Consider the following 14,987-nt stretch of genomic DNA (forward strand, 5'->3'; position numbering starts at 1 on the left):
CGGCGCCTCGACCGGCGTGTGGGTGGTCAGCCCTTGTGGGCGCCGCCGTCCGAGGTGGTCGTGGTGCCGGTGGAGCTGCCCGCGAGGATGTCGCGGATCTCCTTCAGCAGCGTGATGTCCTCGGGCGTGCCCGGCGCCGGGCTCGGGAAGTACTTCTCCTTCACCTTCGTGTAGGGCAGCACGACGAAGAAGTAGACGACCGCGGCCAGGATGACGAAGGAGATCGTGGCGTTGAGGAACGCCCCGAGGGGCTCGTCGTCGCTGAAGCGGTCCGCCGCCTCGGGCGGGAGCAGGCTGGTGATGAGCGCGGTGAACGTCGTGACGACGGCGCCGAAGGCGGTGCCGATGATCACGGCGACCGCGAGGTCGACGAGGTTGCCGCGGAGCAGGAAGTTCTTGAACCCGGACACGTGTTCCTCCTGGGAGCCGCCGGCGGCCCACGTAGACCACCGTCCTCCGGCAGGCTAGCGCCGCCAGGTCGGGGTGAGGAACAGGCGTGCGGAGGCGTCGGCCACACCGGCCACCTCCGTCGGCTCCACGGCCAGGACGACGAGCCGTCCGGGTGGCGCGGAGCCGCCCGAGCCGCCGGAGCCGCTCTCCGCCGGGTCCGCCGACGGCACGGCGAGCACCGCGGCGTCGGTCGCGACCGTGGTGGCGGTCGAGCCCTGCGGGTCGGCGGCGACGAGGTCGATCAGGTCGCCGGCGCGCAGCAGCCCCGCGGCGCCGGCGTCGGGGAGGCGGACCGGGACCGCGACCAGACCGGGGTAGTCCTCGAGCAGCGAGGGCGCGACGAGTCGCGCGTCCGTCACCGGCTCGCCGCGCCGCAGGGGAGCGGCCAGGACCCGGCCCACGGGGTCGTCGGCCAGTCCGTCCGGGACGCTGCCGGGCGTGAACCCGGTCGCGACGAGGTCGTCCGGTGTGACCACCGAGCCCGCGGCGAGGTCGCTCGCCGCGGTCATCACGAGGACCCGTGGCGGGGGAGGGGGCATCGTGGCGTGCAGGCCCGCTGCGACCGCGACCGCCAGGCAGAGGGCGAGCAGCAGGCGCCGGCGCCGCAGCACCGAGCGTCGTACGGCGGCACGCGCGCGGGCGAGCCGCACGCGCACCCCCGGCGGCGTGGCGGGGTCGGAGGGGGCCATGCCCCGACGCTAGGGACGCCTGGCCCGACGCCGCTCCGCTCGTCCCCAGGCGGCGGGCCCGGGGACGCCGGTGGACGACAGGTGGCCCCGCGCCCTCAGGAGGCCGACGCCGCCGAGGAGCTCGTGGACGACGAGGTCGAGCCGGAGGACGACGACGAGCCGGACGACGAGCCGGACGACGACGTCGACGAGTCCGACTTCTTCTCCGACGACGACTCGGACTTCTTCTCCGACGACGTCGAGGACGAGGCGTCCGACGAGGGCGACGAGGAGCCACCGGAGGACTCCGAGCGGCTGTCGGTCCGGTAGAAGCCGGAGCCCTTGAACACGACGCCGACGGCGTTGTAGACCTTGCGCAGCCGGCCGTGGCAGACGGGGCACTCGGTCAGCGAGTCGTCGGTGAACTTCTGCACCTGCTCGAAGCGGTGCTCGCACTCGGTGCAGGCGTACTGGTAGGTCGGCACGCGCAGCGGTCCTCTCGATGGCGGGAACGGGTCAGGAAGCGGGGGCGGTCGGCGCGGCCGCGGGAGACGACACCCGCCTGGCACTCACCGACGACGACTGCCAAGGGTACGGCACAATGCGAGGACGATGAGGGGCCCACGGGACGGTGCGGACGGCGGAGCCCGCGTGAGCGAGGCGACGAGGCCCCCGCCACCGCTGGTGGCGTGGTGGTCGGCCTTCCGCGCCTGGCCCGCCTGGGCCCGCCGCGCGACCTGGACGGCCGTCGGGATCGTCCTGCTGCTGCTGGTCCTCACCGCGACCGCGGTCGTCGTCGTCCGCCGGCCGCTGCCGGTCACCGACGGCGAGCTGGACCTGCCCGGCCTGTCCGCCCCCGTCGAGGTGCTGCGCGACTCCCACGGCGTCCCGCAGCTGTACGGCGAGACGCTCCACGACCTGCTCACCGCCCAGGGCTACGTGCACGCCCAGGAGCGGTTCTACGAGATGGACGTCCGTCGCCACCTCACCGCCGGGCGTCTCTCCGAGCTGTTCGGCGAGGCCACCCTCGAGTCCGACGCCCTGGTCCGGACCATGGGCTGGCGCCGCGTGGCCGAGCGGGAGCTCGCCCTGGTCTCCCCGGCGACCCGCTCCGCGCTGACGGCGTACGCCGAGGGCGTCAACGCCTACCTGGCGGCGAACGAGCCCAGCGAGATCGCCGTGCAGTACACCGTCCTCGGTCTGACGGGGCTGGACTACCGGCCCGAGCCGTGGACGCCGGTGGACTCGCTGGCGTGGCTGAAGGCGATGGCCTGGGACCTGCGCGGCAACGTGGACGAGGAGGTGGCCCGCGTCCTCACGGGCGCCGACCACACCCCGGCCGAGGCCCGCGAGCTCTTCGGTGACTACCCCTACGACCGCAACCGTCCGATCATCGAGGGCGGAGGGCTCGTCGACGGGGTCTTCGAGCCCCGGGCGTCGGGCGACTCGACGCGGCTGCCGCGGCCCGCGTGGGGTCCGCAGGAGCGGGACCTGCTGGCCGGTGTCGGCGAGGCGCTGGACGGCATCCCGTCGGCGCTGGGGCGCGGGGACGACCTCGGCTCCAACTCCTGGGTGGTCTCGGGCGACCTGACCACCACCGGGGCCCCGCTGCTGGCCAACGACCCGCACCTCGGCGTCGGCCTGCCCGGCGTGTGGATGCAGATGGGCCTGCACTGCACCGACGTGGGCGCGGACTGCCCGCTCGACGTCGCGGGCTTCGGGTTCTCCGGCGTCCCCGGCGTGGTGATCGGGCACAACGCCGACATCGCCTGGGGCTTCACCAACCTCGGACCCGACGTCGCCGACCTCTACCTCGAGAAGGTCGACGGCGACACCTACCGCTACGACGGCGCCCGCGAGCAGCTGGCCGAGCGGCGCGAGACCATCGAGGTCCGCGGCGCCGACGACGTCGAGCTGACCGTCCGCGCCACCGGCAACGGACCGATCCTGTCGGACGTCTCGGAGGACCTGCGCACCGTCGGCGTGGAGGCCGGACCCGACGGCGAGGAGGCGTACGCCGTCTCCCTCGCCTGGACCGCGCTCGACCCCGCCCCGACCGCCGACGCGCTGCTCGGCCTCAACCTGGCCTCCGACTGGGACGAGTTCCGTGCGGCCGCCGAGGACTTCGCCGTCCCCGCCCAGAACCTGGTCTACGCCGACCGGACCGGGTCGATCGGCTACCAGGCGCCGGGCCGCATCCCGATCCGCGGCTCCGGCAACGACGGGCTCCGGCCCTCGCCGGGCTGGCGGCCGGAGAACGCCTGGACGGGGGAGTACGTCCCCTTCGAGAGCCTCCCCAACGAGCTCGACCCCGACGAGGGGTTCTTGGTGACCGCCAACCAGGCCGCCACCGGCCCCGACTACCCGGTCTACCTGACCGACGACTGGGACCGCGGCTACCGCGCGCAACGCATCCGCGACCGCCTCACCGCCCTCCTCGACGAGGGCCCGGTGTCATCGGAGCGGATGGCGGCGGTCCAGCTGGACTCCCAGCACCCGCTCGCGCCGACGCTGGTGCCCTACCTGCTGGACGTCGACCTCGGCGACGGCTACGCGGCCGGCGGCCAGGAGCTGCTCGGGGACTGGGACTTCACCCAGCCGGCCGAGGGCGAGCAGAGCGCCGCGGCGGCGTACTTCGCGGTCACGTGGTCGCGCCTGCTCGAGCTGACCTTCGACGACGAGCTGGTCGGCGCCGCCCGGCCCGACGGCAGCGACCGCTGGATGGCCGCGACCGAGGAGCTGCTGCAGCAGCCGCGGGCCTCCTGGTGGGACGACGTCGAGACCGACGAGGTCGAGACGCGGGACGACGTCCTCGCCGCCGCGATGAGGGCGGCGCGCGACGATCTCACCGCGCTGTCCTCGCCGGAGCCGGAGGAGTGGGAGTGGGGCCAGGTGCACTCCCTCGACCTCGTCGAGCCGACGCTGGGGTCCTCGGGGATCGGGCCGGTCGAGGCGCTGGTCAACCGCGGCGGGTGGGCCGTGGCCGGCGGCTCCGAGACGGTCAACGCCTTCGGGTGGGACGCCCGCGAGGGCTACGGCGTCCTCAACGGGCCCTCGATGCGGATGGTCGTCGACCTCGCCGACTGGGACGCCTCGCGCTGGGTCAACCTGACCGGCGTCTCCGGCCACCCGGCGAGCGACCACTACACCGACCAGACCGACGTCCTCGTCGCCGGCGAGACCCTGCCCTGGGCGTTCAGCCGGGACGCCGTGCAGGAGGCGACGGAGGACTCCCTGACGCTCGTGCCCGCGGAGGACGAGGGCTGACCGACCACCGTCGGTCGGGGTCGTCGGGACCCGGTCGGCTCCTCAGAAGCGACGCACGCCGGACTCCGTCACCGCGCCGGTGACGGGGCGGTCGTGGGGCTCGGCGGGGACCGGGCGGTCGAGCTCGTCGTCGTGGAGCAGCACCCACACCGGCGTGCCGACCGGCACCCGGGCCAGCGCCCGGTCGTAGGAGCCTCCGCCGCGGCCGAGCCGCATCCCGCGCCCGTCCACCGCGAGACCCGGGACGACGACGAGGTCGCACGTGGCGACCGCGTCGCGACCGAGCCGGCGTCCGAGCGGCTCGAGCAGGCCGCGCCGGGCGGGCGCGAGCGAGCCGGGGTCGTCGTACGCCGCCCAGTCGAGGTCGCCGTCGGGTTCGAGCACCGGCAGCAGGACGCGGCGTCCGACCTCGCGCAGCCCTTCGAGGAGGTCGGTGGTGCCGGGCTCGGAGCCGACCGAGACGTACGCCGCGACCGACGCCGCGCGCACGAGCTCGGGGGAGGACAGCAGGTGCCGGGTCCGGGCCTGCGCGCTGCCCGTGACCTCGGCGAGCGGACGGCGCCGCCGAGCGGCCAGCAGCTGGTCCCGCAGGGCCGTCTTGGCGACCGCCTGTGACGAACCCATCTTCTCAGCCTACGATCGAAGCCATGGGCAGCCCCGGACTGATGCGCGCTCGCGAGAAGATGGCCGACGAGGGTGTCGACCCCGTCGCGATCGACGTCTTCTCGCACTACTACCGGCTCCTCGAGCACGGCGAGACCGGGATGATCCCCGAGTCCACCATCGAGCCGCACGACATGGAGTCGCTGGCCGACGTCGACATCGACGAGCAGACGGCGCGCACCGCGCTCGACGGCACCGCGGTCATCAAGCTCAACGGCGGTCTCGGCACCTCGATGGGCATGGACCGGGCGAAGTCGCTGCTGTGCGTGCGCCGCGGCCTGTCGTTCCTCGACATCATCGCCCGCCAGGTCCTGCACCTGCGCAAGACCACCGGTGCGCGACTGCCGCTGATCTTCATGAACTCGTTCCGCACCTCGGCCGACACCGTCGCGGCGCTGGACCGGTACGACGAGCTCGGCGTCGAGGGGCTGCCGCTGGAGTTCCACCAGAACAAGGAGCCCAAGCTCCTCGTTCGTGACCTGCTCCCCGCGAGCCTGCCGCGCAATCCCGACCTCGAGTGGTGCCCGCCCGGCCACGGCGACCTCTACACCGCGATGCTCGGGACGGGCCTGCTCGACGCCCTGCTCGACGCCGGCTACGAGCGCGTCTTCGTCTCCAACTCCGACAACCTCGGCGCCACGCCCGACCCGCGGGTCGCGGGCTGGTTCGCCGAGAGCGGCGCGCCGTTCGCGATCGAGGCGGTCCGTCGTACGGCGTCGGACCGCAAGGGCGGCCACTTCGCCCGCCGGAAGTCCGACGGCCGGATCATCCTGCGCGAGACCGCGCAGACCCTCGACTCCGACAAGGAGGCGCTCGCCGACCTGGAGCGCCACCGCTTCACCTCGACGAACAACCTCTGGTTCGACCTGCGGGCCATGAAGGACGAGATGCAGCGACGCGACGGGATCCTCGGCCTGCCGCTGATCCGCAACGTCAAGCACCTCGACCCGACCGACCCCTCGACCCCCGAGGTCGTCCAGATCGAGACGGCCATGGGTGCGGCCATCGAGGTCTTCGAGGGTGCGACGACCATCGAGGTCGGCCGGGACCGGTTCGTCCCGGTCAAGACGACGAACGACCTGCTCGTGCTGCGCTCGGACGTCTACACGATCGGCGAGGACTTCGTGCTCGACCAGACCGCCGCGCAGATCCCGTACGTCGACCTCGACGGGCCCTACAAGACCGTCGACGCCTTCGCGCAGCGCTTCCCCGACGGCGCGCCGTCGCTGGCGGAGGCGACCTCGCTGCGGGTGAGGGGCGACGTGACGTTCGGCAAGGGCGTCAAGGTCGTCGGCGACGTCGAGGTCGAGGCCGAGAAGCAGCCGGAGCGGATCGCCGCGGACACGGTGCTGCGTTGACGGCCTCTCCTCTGGCGGGGTCGACGGGCCCGACCTCGGGCCCGGAGGGCAGCGAGGGCGGCGAGCCGATCACCGTCGAGCAGCTGCGCGAGCACGTCCTCGCCACCGTCCGGCCCCTGCCCGCGCACGCCCAGCCGCTGATGGAGGCGCTCGGCCTGCCCGTGGCCGAGGACGTCCACTCGACCCTCGCGCTGCCGGGCTTCGACAACTCCGCGATGGACGGCTACGCCGTCGTCCAGCGAGACGTCGCCACGGCCAGCGACGAGTCCCCGGTGCACCTGCCGGTGATCGGGGAGATCGGCGCCGGGCAGGCCCGGCTGACCCAGCTCGCCGAGGGCACCGCGGCCAAGATCATGACCGGCGCGCCGGTGCCCGCGGGCGCCGACGCGATCGTGCCCTACGAGTGGACCGACCGCGGCGAGGCGTCGGTGTGGATCTCGAAGGCGCCCGAGCCCGGCCAGCACGTGCGGCTCCGGGGCGACGACATCGCCGAGGGCGACCTGCTGGTGGAGGCCGGGACGGTCCTGACGCCCCGCCACCTCGGCCTGCTCGCCGCGGTGGGTCGCGACCGGGTCCGCTGCCGCCAGCGCCCGCGGGTCGTCGTCCTGTCGACCGGGTCCGAGCTGCGCGACGCCGGCCAGGAGCTGGGCCACGACTCGATCTACGACGGCAACTCGTTCCTCCTCGCCGCCGCGGCCCGCGCCGCGGGCGCGATCGCGTACCGCGTCGGGATCGTCCCCGACGACCCCGCCCGCTTCACCGAGGCGCTCGCCGACCAGCTCGTCCGCGCGGACGTCGTGGTGACCTCCGGCGGCGTCAGCATGGGCGACTTCGACGTCGTCAAGGAGGCGCTGCGCGACCTCGACACCATGTGGTTCGGCCCGGTCGCGATGCAGCCGGGCAAGCCGCAGGGCTTCGGCACGATCGGCGAGGACGCCACCCCGATCTTCACGCTGCCCGGCAACCCCGTGTCGTCATACCTGTCGTTCGAGGTGTTCGTCCTGCCCGCGCTGCGGAGGATGATGGGCCTGACGCCCGAGGTCCGCCCCTCGGTGCGGGCGCGGGTCACGCACAGCGTCTCCTCCCCGCCGGGTCGCCGCCAGTTCCTCCGCGGCTCCTACGACGAGGACGCGGGGACGGCGTACGTCACCCCGATCGGCGGCTCCGGCTCGCACCTGCTCGGCAACCTCGCGATCTCCGACGCGCTCATCGTCGTGCCCGAGGACACCACGGCGCTCGAGGCCGGCGAGACGGTCGAGGTCATCCGCATGGACGTGCCCTTCTGATGGAGCCCCGCCTGACCCACGTGGACGCCTCCGGCGCCGCCCGGATGGTCGACGTCTCCGAGAAGGACGTCACCACGCGTGTCGCCACCGCGACCGGCCGCGTCCTGGTCTCGGCCGAGGTCGTCGCCCTGCTGCGCGGCGAGGGGGTGCCGAAGGGCGACGCGCTGGCGGTCGCCCGCATCGCCGGCATCCAGGGCGCCAAGCTCACGCCGACGCTCGTCCCGCTGTGCCACCCCCTGCCGGTCACCGGCGTCGTGGTCGACCTCGACGTGGCCGACGACGGGGTCGACATCTCCGCGACCGTGCGGACCACCGGGCGCACCGGCGTGGAGATGGAGGCGCTCAGCGCCGTCGCCACGGCCGCGCTCACCGTCGTCGACATGGTCAAGGCCGTCGACAAGGCCGCGGTCATCACCGACGTCCGCGTCGAGGCGAAGAGCGGCGGCCGCTCCGGGGACTGGACGCGGGGCGGGGCATGACCCACGCGCTGCCCGCCACCGTGGTGGTGGCCTCCAACCGGGCCGCCGCCGGCGTGTACGACGACACCACCGGCCCGCTCATCGCCGAGGCGCTGGCCGACCTCGGCTTCGTGGTGACCGGCCCCGTCGTCCGTCCCGACGGGGGGCCCGTCGGCGAGGCCATCGCCGAGGCCGCCGCCGGCGGCGCCCGCGTCGTCCTCACCACCGGCGGCACCGGGCTCACCCCGACCGACCGGACCCCCGAGGTCACCCGGGCGCTGCTCGACGCCGAGGTGCCGGGCATCGCCGAGGCCATCCGCGCCGCCGGAGTCGCGAAGGGCGTGCCGACCGCCGTCCTGTCGCGCGGCCTCGCCGGCCTCGTGGGGCGCTGCCTGGTCGTGAACCTGCCCGGCTCGCGCGGCGGGGTGAAGGACGCCCTCGAGGTGCTGCGCCCGGTGCTGGTGCACGCGGCGGAGCAGGTCGTGGGGAGCGACCATTGAGCGGCCCGCAGCAGGCGTGGCCGGCGCGCCTCACCGACGGTGAGCTCGTCCTGCGGCCGCTGTCGTACGGCGACGCCGCGGCCTGGCGCGAGGTCCGCACCCGCAACCGCGCGTGGCTGCAGCCGTGGGACGCGACCCTGCCGCCCGGCGTCGAGCCCGGCCCGCGGACCTTCCGTGGGCTGGTGTGGCGGATGAAGCGCGTCGCGGCGAACGGGCAGGGGCTGCCGTTCGCGATCGAGGTGGACGGCGTGTTCGCGGGCCAGGTGACGGTCAGCAACATCGTGCGCGGCTCCGCGCAGATGGCGAACCTCGGCTACTGGATCGACCAGTCGGTCGCCGGGCGTGGGCTCATGCCGCGCGCCGTCGCGCTGGTGATCGACCACTGCTTCGCCGCCGCCGGGCTGCACCGCGTCGAGATCGCCGTCCGGCCGGAGAACAGCAACTCGCTGCGCGTCGTGGAGAAGCTCGGGCTGACCGAGGTGGGGTTCGCGCAGCGCTTCCTGCACATCGACGGTGACTGGCGCGACCACCGTGTCTTCGCGGTCACGACCGAGGAGTGCGAGGTCCCCGTCCGGTCACGCCTCCCCTGAGGCGGAAGGTTTCCCGCTCGACGCGTGCGTGGTGCATTTATCTTTCGCCGGAACGGGGGCACGGTGATGGGTGCGCCACCCGCCAGGGGTGGCCTGATCGGAGGGAGTCACCGATGCTCGCAACCATCCTGTGGATCATCGCCGTCGTGCTCGTGGTGGCGGGGATCCTCGCCATCCTGCGCAAGCAGCTCGTGTGGGGGATCGTCCTGATCGTCGTCGGCCTGCTGGTCGGCCCCGGAGGCGTCAGCATCTTCGTCTAGGACGCGTGGGTCGGGAAATCACTCCAGTCACACGAGTGATTTCCCGACACACGCCTTGACATCCGTCCCGTCAGCGTCCGGCGAACCTAGGGTCGGTGCGTGGACCTCAGTGCCGTCATCTTCGTCGCCCTGGCCGTGGCCTGGGCCGTCTACCTCGTCCCGAAGGCGCTGAAGCACCACGACGAGGTGGCGCGGACGCGCTCCGTCGACCGCTTCTCCGCCACGATGCGCACCCTCGCCCGCCGCGAGCCGGCCGTCGCCACCGGTGCCCCCGCGGCCTCGGCCGGCGGCCGCGTCGTCGTCACCCCCGGCCGCCCCGCGTCGGTCGCCGAGGTCACCACCAAGCCCCGCGGCGCCCGCGTCGGCACGGCCGTCGCCGATCCCGCGCCCGCCCTCACCCCGGCCCAGCGCCGCGCCCGCCGCGAGGCCGCTGCGGCGGCCGCTCGCCGCCGCCGCCGCGTCCTCGGCACCCTGCTCGTCGCCCTGCTCGCCTCGGTCGCCGTGGCCGCCTTCGGCGTCACGTCCTGGTGGCTCGTCGCCGCCCCCGCTGCCCTCATCGTGATGTGGCTCGTCGCGTGCCGCGCCATGGTGCGCGGCGAGCGCCGCGCCAAGCGGATCGTGGTCCGCACCGACGCCGCCGGCGACCCCGTGGCCGTCGAGGAGGTCGACGAGGGCGTCACGCTGCTCGCCGACGTGCCCCCGACGTACGACGTGGAGCGGAGCGAGGAGGGCTTCGACGAGGTCGGGGCCGTCGCCGAGACGTCGTCGATGGACGCCGCCGAGGTCGACCCCGAGCTCTGGGAGCCGCGCCCGGTGACGCTGCCGACGTACGTCGGCAAGGAGATCGCCCCGCTGCGCCACGCGAAGATGCTGCACAAGAACGAGAAGGGCGTCTGGACCTCCGGTCACGACACGTCCGACAGCATCATGGCCCAGGACGCCCGCGCCGCCGAGCGCGAGACCAGCCGCACCCAGCCGCGCGAGGACCGCCCGGCCGAGCGCTCCTCCGACTACTCGGGTGGGCGCGCCGTCGGGTCCTGACGCGGGCCCCGGGCCGGTTCGGATCCGCCGCGCCCCGGGTGCTAACGTCTTGTCTCGCGCTTGACCCGCGTGGTGAGGCGCAGCTTGGGGCTGTGGCGCAGTTGGTAGCGCGTCTCGTTCGCAATGAGAAGGTCAGGGGTTCGAATCCCCTCAGCTCCACCACGGGGTCCTTGCAAAACGTCGGGATCCCGTTTGTGAAACCTAGAACCAGAAGAAGAGCCGCGCTCCCCAAGCCGGGGAGGGCGGCTCTTCTGTGTCTCGTGACGCGCGATCGGGCTGGATCGGGTGGTCAGGTCAACCGGATCCTTGCTTCGGGAGCCTCCGGTGCCGCACGAGGGCAGCAGCGATTGTCAGGTGGAGCGGGATGCGGGGTCCGGAACGATCAGGCGGCGGCTGCGCCGGGCATCGTCCGTGGCGGCGCGTGGGGGTCCGGCCGGTGGATGGCCAGGGGGTCTCGTCTGCCCCGACGCTTCGGGGCCGGGTTGTCCTCGGGCGGGGGCGTCTGCGCCTTGAAGAAGGATGCGATCTTGCGGAGGTTCGTGGCTGCGACGGTCATGGCGACGACGAGCAGGTTGTTGACGAAGCCGCGTCGTCGTCGGTTCGTCTTCGCGGCGAGGGCTTCGTGCTTGCCCTCCTTGGTGTAGCCGTTGAAGCCCTCCATCGTCGAGCGCAGCAGACGGTAGGTCCGGCGCCACTCCTCACTGGCGTACGGCAGTGCCTGGAAGAACTTCGCGTCGTACTCGATCGGCAGGGAGACCGAGGACCGGTTGGTGCAGCACGGCGGCGGGTCCTCGGGCGGGTCGACGATCAAGGTGAGGGTCGTGCGGTTCTCGGCCGACGTGAGCGGGTCGGGTCGGGGACGCAGCGAGCACGACGCCGTCGGGCTTGAGCCCTGAGCGGGGCAGACGTGAGCGACGCCGTCCTTCGCGCGGAACCGGTGGGCCACGCGTTGAGCGATCCGCTTCGCGTAGACCTCCTCGCTGATGCGACCCTCGCGGAAGTCGGCGGTGGCAGTGACGAGCGGCGCGGGCATGGAGGGGCAGTAGCGACCGCCGTCGACGGTGATGACGCCTTTGTGGGTGGCCTGGATGCCGGTGAAGCCCTTCTTGTAGTCGCCGACGAGGCCGTAGCCGAGGGCACGGGCGGGGAGGTGGAACTTCTCGGCCTTCTGGTTGGCGAAGTAGCCCATGTCGGTGATCAGCAGCGCTGCCGGGTGGCCGCGGTCGCGGATGCTGGACAGGCAGGCGATGGCGTTCTCGGCCACGCGTCGGCTCGGTTCGTCGAGAGAGATGGCGGCGGCCAGGAGGGGGAAGTCCGCGGGGCGGTCGTAGTGGTTCTGGCCCATCATCGCGATGTGCAGGTCGTAACCCCAGGTCTTCGAGCCGTCGTGGTTCGGGTGGTAGCCACCGTCGAACTCCGGGCTCATCGAGTCGTCAGGCTTCGGGTTCTTCGTCGGGCTGCCGCCGCCGAAGATCGGCACCACGGTGGCGTCGAGAGTGAGATTGCCGGTCCAGCGTCCGAGCACGGCGTCGGGCACTAGCGCGAGGGTGCCTTCGAGGAGTTGATTGGCTACCCAGTGCGCACGCAGGCGGCTCCTCTCGCACTGCTCGGGGTCGCGGGCGGCCTTGATCTGTTCGACCCTCGTCCGAGCGGGCCGGGGGCTCGACGCGCGGCCGGGGGCTGGGTCGAAGACACTCGTGCAGCGGTCGAGAGCGTTGCGGACGCGGTGGTAGATCGCGACCTCCGACGCGCGGCCGTTGGTCGGCGGCAGCCCGAGCCGCTCGCGGGAGTCGGCCGTCAGCCGGTAGCCGATCGTGCGGGCGATCTCCACGATCTGGGGTGCTTCACCGCAGCGCAGCAGCAGTTGGGTGAGCACCAGCATCTGCCGGTCGTCGTAGAAGGCAGGTCGCCCGCCGGGTTTGCGGTCGATCCGGTCCTCGCGGCGCCACGCAGCGACTTGCTCGACGATGCCGGTGTCGTCGATGAACTGGCAGACCCCCTGCACGAGCGCACTGTCGAACTTGGTCTGCGGCATGGTGCCATCAGCACGCGGGATGAGCCCGAGGCGAGCCAGTTGGGCGTCGATCTCGACCGGGGTGCGCGTCATCGTGACCGGCCTCCCCGGTCTGACTCAGTGTCAGGGTGGCCCTCGATCTCGCCAGTGAAGCGTCGGCGCAGCACCGCGCGGGAGGTCGCGGCGTCGGCTTGGTCAGCCTCGGGGACGAAGGGCATGAAGCGGTCGAGGCCCTTCAGGGTGGTGATGCCGGAAGCGGCCATGAGGGCGCGGACAGGGGTGTCGGCGCTCAGATGGGTGACCAGCCACGTGGCGCGGAGCCGCTGCACCGAGATGGTCATCGGCTTGCTGTTGGAGCGATGGATGAAGTTGTAGACGGAGTTCGCGGTGATGTTTTGCCGGGTCGGGCGGAACAGGTACAGGTCGGGTCGCCAGGCGGCTCGGGCGATCGTGGTGACGGTCTCCTCCCACTCGGCCAGGACCGGTACCAAGCGGGGGCGGTCGCCCTGTACCGCGATGAATACGCCCTCGTCGTCGACGGTGACGTCTCCGGCCCGGGCGAGCATGACCTCGTTGGTGGACAGCCCCGCGCCGAGCGAGAGAGCGAGCAGGACCGTCGCGTTCACGCGTCGCGCGTCGGTGGCCTGACCTGCGGCCCAGTAGCGCAGGAGGGTGACTTCAGAGGCGGTGTAGGGGCAGGCCGGGTCGCTGTCGGGGAGGTGCGGCGGCCGGTAGATGACCTGCGCGCCCTCCAGGAGGAGGTCGGCGACCTTCATCAGCGTCGACCGGTAGGAGCCGCGGGTAGCGGGCTTGACGCCCGGCAAGCCCTTGCCGATGAACTCAGCGACCACCTGGTGCCTGAACACCACGCTCTTGTCCAGCGGCAACCCTGCGGTCTCCCAACACCACCGCACGTGCTGAGCCACGATCCCGAGCAACCGACGGGTCTCGCGCATCCCCTGGGTGTCGCATTCAGCGACCCAGGTGCGCACGGGGGCCTCGATCACCGACCAGACCTCAGCGGGCATGTCCGGGCGGAAGCGCTCGATCGTCACTGCCGCCACCTCCCCGCTCGATCCGGTTGGAGGTACGGGCGCGACTGGGTCACGCACCGCACCCGAGTCGCCCGCGTCCGCGGCATCCGGTTGCACGGCGTGCGGTGCGGGGTCAACCCAATGTGTGCGGCGCGGCGGGTAGCGCTCCCCACGCGGAGCCCGGTGATCCTCGACCGGGCGCACCGGGACACGGACCGGGCCGCGCCTGCGTGAGGTCGCCCAGCGCAGCAGCGTGCGGTCGGCCGAGGACTCCCCTGTGGCGGCGCGAGGCAGCACGGCGGAGGCCCGGTCGACGGCGCTCTCGGTGTCGACAGTCACGCACAAGGCCATGCGCAGACCGCTCTGGATGCGGTGGCTCAGATGGCAGAAGTGCCAATATGGCCACCTCAGAGGTTGGCGGCCGGTTGAATCTGTCAGAGAACGACCGGCGAGCGATTGGCTGTTCTGATGGCCGACCGGGGGACGCCGCTAGTCGGGCGCCTCGTTGGTGAGGCGCTCGGCGTCGAGGAGGGCATCCACGGCGGGATTCACCGCATCGGGGAGCCATAAAGCGGCGAGTTCGATCGAGGTGGGCCCCTTGATGGGCACGAACCGGACTCGACCTTCCGGACGAAGGCCGTGAGAGGCAGCGCTGGCGGGCACCAGGGCTAGCCCGATGCCGCACGCGACCATGGCCAGTTGGCTGAGGATGGAGTCGGCCGTGTTGGTGACGGTCGGGGAGATGCCTGCTCGACGGCAGCAGGCGACGACCTGATCGTGGTAGTCGGGCGAGATTGGGCGCGGGAGCCAGACCCAGGGTTCGTCGGCCACGGTGGCGAGGTCGACGACGTCCTCGGGGACGTGGTGCCAGTCGGTGGGCACGGCGAGCGTGAAGTGCTCTTCGAGCAGGGTTCGGCGGGCGATGCCGGGCGGGGTGGCCAGGCGCCGCACGAGGGCGACGTCGATGCTGTGCTCGCGCAGGGCGCGCACCGCGTCGTGGCTGTCGAGTTCTGTGAGGACCACCTCAAGACCCGGACGTTGTTGACGGAGCGCCGCGAGCAAGCGAGGCAGTGGGTCGAAGAAGGCGGAGGTGACCGCGCCGATGCGGAGTCGGCCGACGTGGCCAGCGGCCGCGTCGCGGGCGTCTTGCTCGGCCTCGTCGGCAATGTTGATGAGTCTGCGGCAGTGGTCGACGAGGACTTCCCCGACCGGCGTGAGCGCTACCGAGCGGGTTGTTCTCAGCAGCAGAGGGGCGTCGAGACGTCTCTCCAGAGCGCGGATGGCCTGGGAAAGAGGAGGTTGTGACATGTGGAGCCGTTCGGCGGCCCGGCCGAAGTGGAGTTCCTCGGCTACGGCCAGGAAGTAACGGGCCTCGCGCACCTCCAGCATTCAGAGCCT

The 14,987-nt window shown here is 72.6% G+C and carries 15 protein-coding genes and 1 tRNA gene; 9 read left to right on the forward strand and 7 right to left on the reverse strand.

The window, feature by feature from the left end; genetic code table 11:
- Positions 1-26: 26 nt before the first annotated feature.
- The 3 genes from MJ876_RS01970 to MJ876_RS01980 form a co-directional block, all read right to left on the reverse strand.
- Positions 27-410, reverse strand: coding sequence for an MscL family protein (locus MJ876_RS01970; protein ID WP_240234370.1), 384 nt, complete (start codon positions 408-410; stop codon positions 27-29).
- 54 nt (positions 411-464) lie between these two features.
- Positions 465-1,139, reverse strand: a complete 675-nt coding sequence (locus MJ876_RS01975) for an RcpC/CpaB family pilus assembly protein (RefSeq protein WP_240234371.1) — start codon at positions 1,137-1,139, stop codon at positions 465-467.
- Between the two features lie 95 nt (positions 1,140-1,234).
- Positions 1,235-1,603, reverse strand: a complete 369-nt coding sequence (locus MJ876_RS01980) for an FmdB family zinc ribbon protein (RefSeq protein WP_240234372.1) — start codon at positions 1,601-1,603, stop codon at positions 1,235-1,237.
- Between the two features lie 166 nt (positions 1,604-1,769).
- Here MJ876_RS01980 and MJ876_RS01985 point away from each other — a divergent pair, with 166 nt between their 5' ends.
- Positions 1,770-4,385, forward strand: a complete 2,616-nt coding sequence (locus MJ876_RS01985; RefSeq protein WP_240234373.1) for a penicillin acylase family protein — start codon at positions 1,770-1,772, stop codon at positions 4,383-4,385.
- 42 nt (positions 4,386-4,427) lie between these two features.
- Here MJ876_RS01985 and MJ876_RS01990 read toward each other — a convergent pair whose 3' ends face one another.
- On the reverse strand, positions 4,428-5,009 hold the full coding sequence (locus MJ876_RS01990; protein ID WP_240234374.1) for a 5-formyltetrahydrofolate cyclo-ligase: 582 nt from the start codon (positions 5,007-5,009) through the stop codon (positions 4,428-4,430).
- Between the two features lie 23 nt (positions 5,010-5,032).
- On the opposite strand from MJ876_RS01990, the gene MJ876_RS01995 reads away from it, so the two are divergent.
- The 8 genes from MJ876_RS01995 (at position 5,033) to MJ876_RS02030 (ending at position 10,703) form a co-directional block, all read left to right on the forward strand.
- The gene (locus MJ876_RS01995; RefSeq protein ID WP_240234375.1) at positions 5,033-6,406 is read left to right on the forward strand and encodes a UTP--glucose-1-phosphate uridylyltransferase; all 1,374 of its coding nucleotides are present in this window, start codon (positions 5,033-5,035) and stop codon (positions 6,404-6,406) included.
- Positions 6,403-7,692, forward strand: a complete 1,290-nt coding sequence (gene glp / locus MJ876_RS02000) for a gephyrin-like molybdotransferase Glp (protein WP_275694267.1) — start codon at positions 6,403-6,405, stop codon at positions 7,690-7,692. The genes MJ876_RS01995 and glp overlap by 4 nt, the downstream gene beginning before the upstream one ends.
- Entirely contained in the window at positions 7,692-8,171 is a 480-nt protein-coding gene (gene moaC, locus MJ876_RS02005; protein WP_240234376.1) for a cyclic pyranopterin monophosphate synthase MoaC, read from the forward strand. Before glp ends, moaC begins: the two co-directional genes overlap by 1 nt.
- A complete protein-coding gene (locus tag MJ876_RS02010; protein WP_240234377.1) occupies positions 8,168-8,650 on the forward strand; it encodes a molybdenum cofactor biosynthesis protein B in 483 nt (160 codons plus the stop codon). Before moaC ends, MJ876_RS02010 begins: the two co-directional genes overlap by 4 nt.
- Entirely contained in the window at positions 8,647-9,240 is a 594-nt protein-coding gene (locus tag MJ876_RS02015) for a GNAT family N-acetyltransferase (RefSeq protein WP_240234378.1), read from the forward strand. The genes MJ876_RS02010 and MJ876_RS02015 overlap by 4 nt, the downstream gene beginning before the upstream one ends.
- Before the next feature lie 113 nt (positions 9,241-9,353).
- Entirely contained in the window at positions 9,354-9,500 is a 147-nt protein-coding gene (locus MJ876_RS02020) for a GPGG-motif small membrane protein (protein ID WP_240234379.1), read from the forward strand.
- Between the two features lie 99 nt (positions 9,501-9,599).
- Positions 9,600-10,541: a hypothetical protein gene (locus tag MJ876_RS02025; protein WP_240234380.1), complete on the forward strand. Its 942-nt coding sequence runs from the start codon at positions 9,600-9,602 to the stop codon at positions 10,539-10,541.
- A gap of 86 nt (positions 10,542-10,627) precedes the next feature.
- A tRNA-Ala gene (locus MJ876_RS02030) sits at positions 10,628-10,703 on the forward strand.
- A 220-nt stretch (positions 10,704-10,923) separates the two neighbouring features.
- Here MJ876_RS02030 and MJ876_RS02035 read toward each other — a convergent pair.
- The 3 genes from MJ876_RS02035 to MJ876_RS02045 all read right to left on the reverse strand — a co-directional run bounded on the left by MJ876_RS02035 (position 10,924) and on the right by MJ876_RS02045 (position 14,978).
- The gene (locus MJ876_RS02035; RefSeq protein ID WP_240234381.1) at positions 10,924-12,576 is read right to left on the reverse strand and encodes a hypothetical protein; all 1,653 of its coding nucleotides are present in this window, start codon (positions 12,574-12,576) and stop codon (positions 10,924-10,926) included.
- 68 nt (positions 12,577-12,644) lie between these two features.
- A complete protein-coding gene (locus MJ876_RS02040) occupies positions 12,645-13,610 on the reverse strand; it encodes a hypothetical protein (protein ID WP_240234382.1) in 966 nt (321 codons plus the stop codon).
- Positions 13,611-14,078: 468 nt separating this feature from the next.
- Positions 14,079-14,978 carry a LysR substrate-binding domain-containing protein gene (locus tag MJ876_RS02045; RefSeq protein WP_240234383.1) on the reverse strand — a complete coding sequence of 300 codons (900 nt, stop codon included), beginning with the start codon at positions 14,976-14,978 and terminating at the stop codon, positions 14,079-14,081.
- Between the last annotated feature and the right edge of the window lie 9 nt (positions 14,979-14,987).

Origin of the sequence: Nocardioides sp. CFH 31398 (genome assembly GCF_022436705.1) — a bacterium.
GTDB lineage: Bacteria > Actinomycetota > Actinomycetes > Propionibacteriales > Nocardioidaceae > Nocardioides.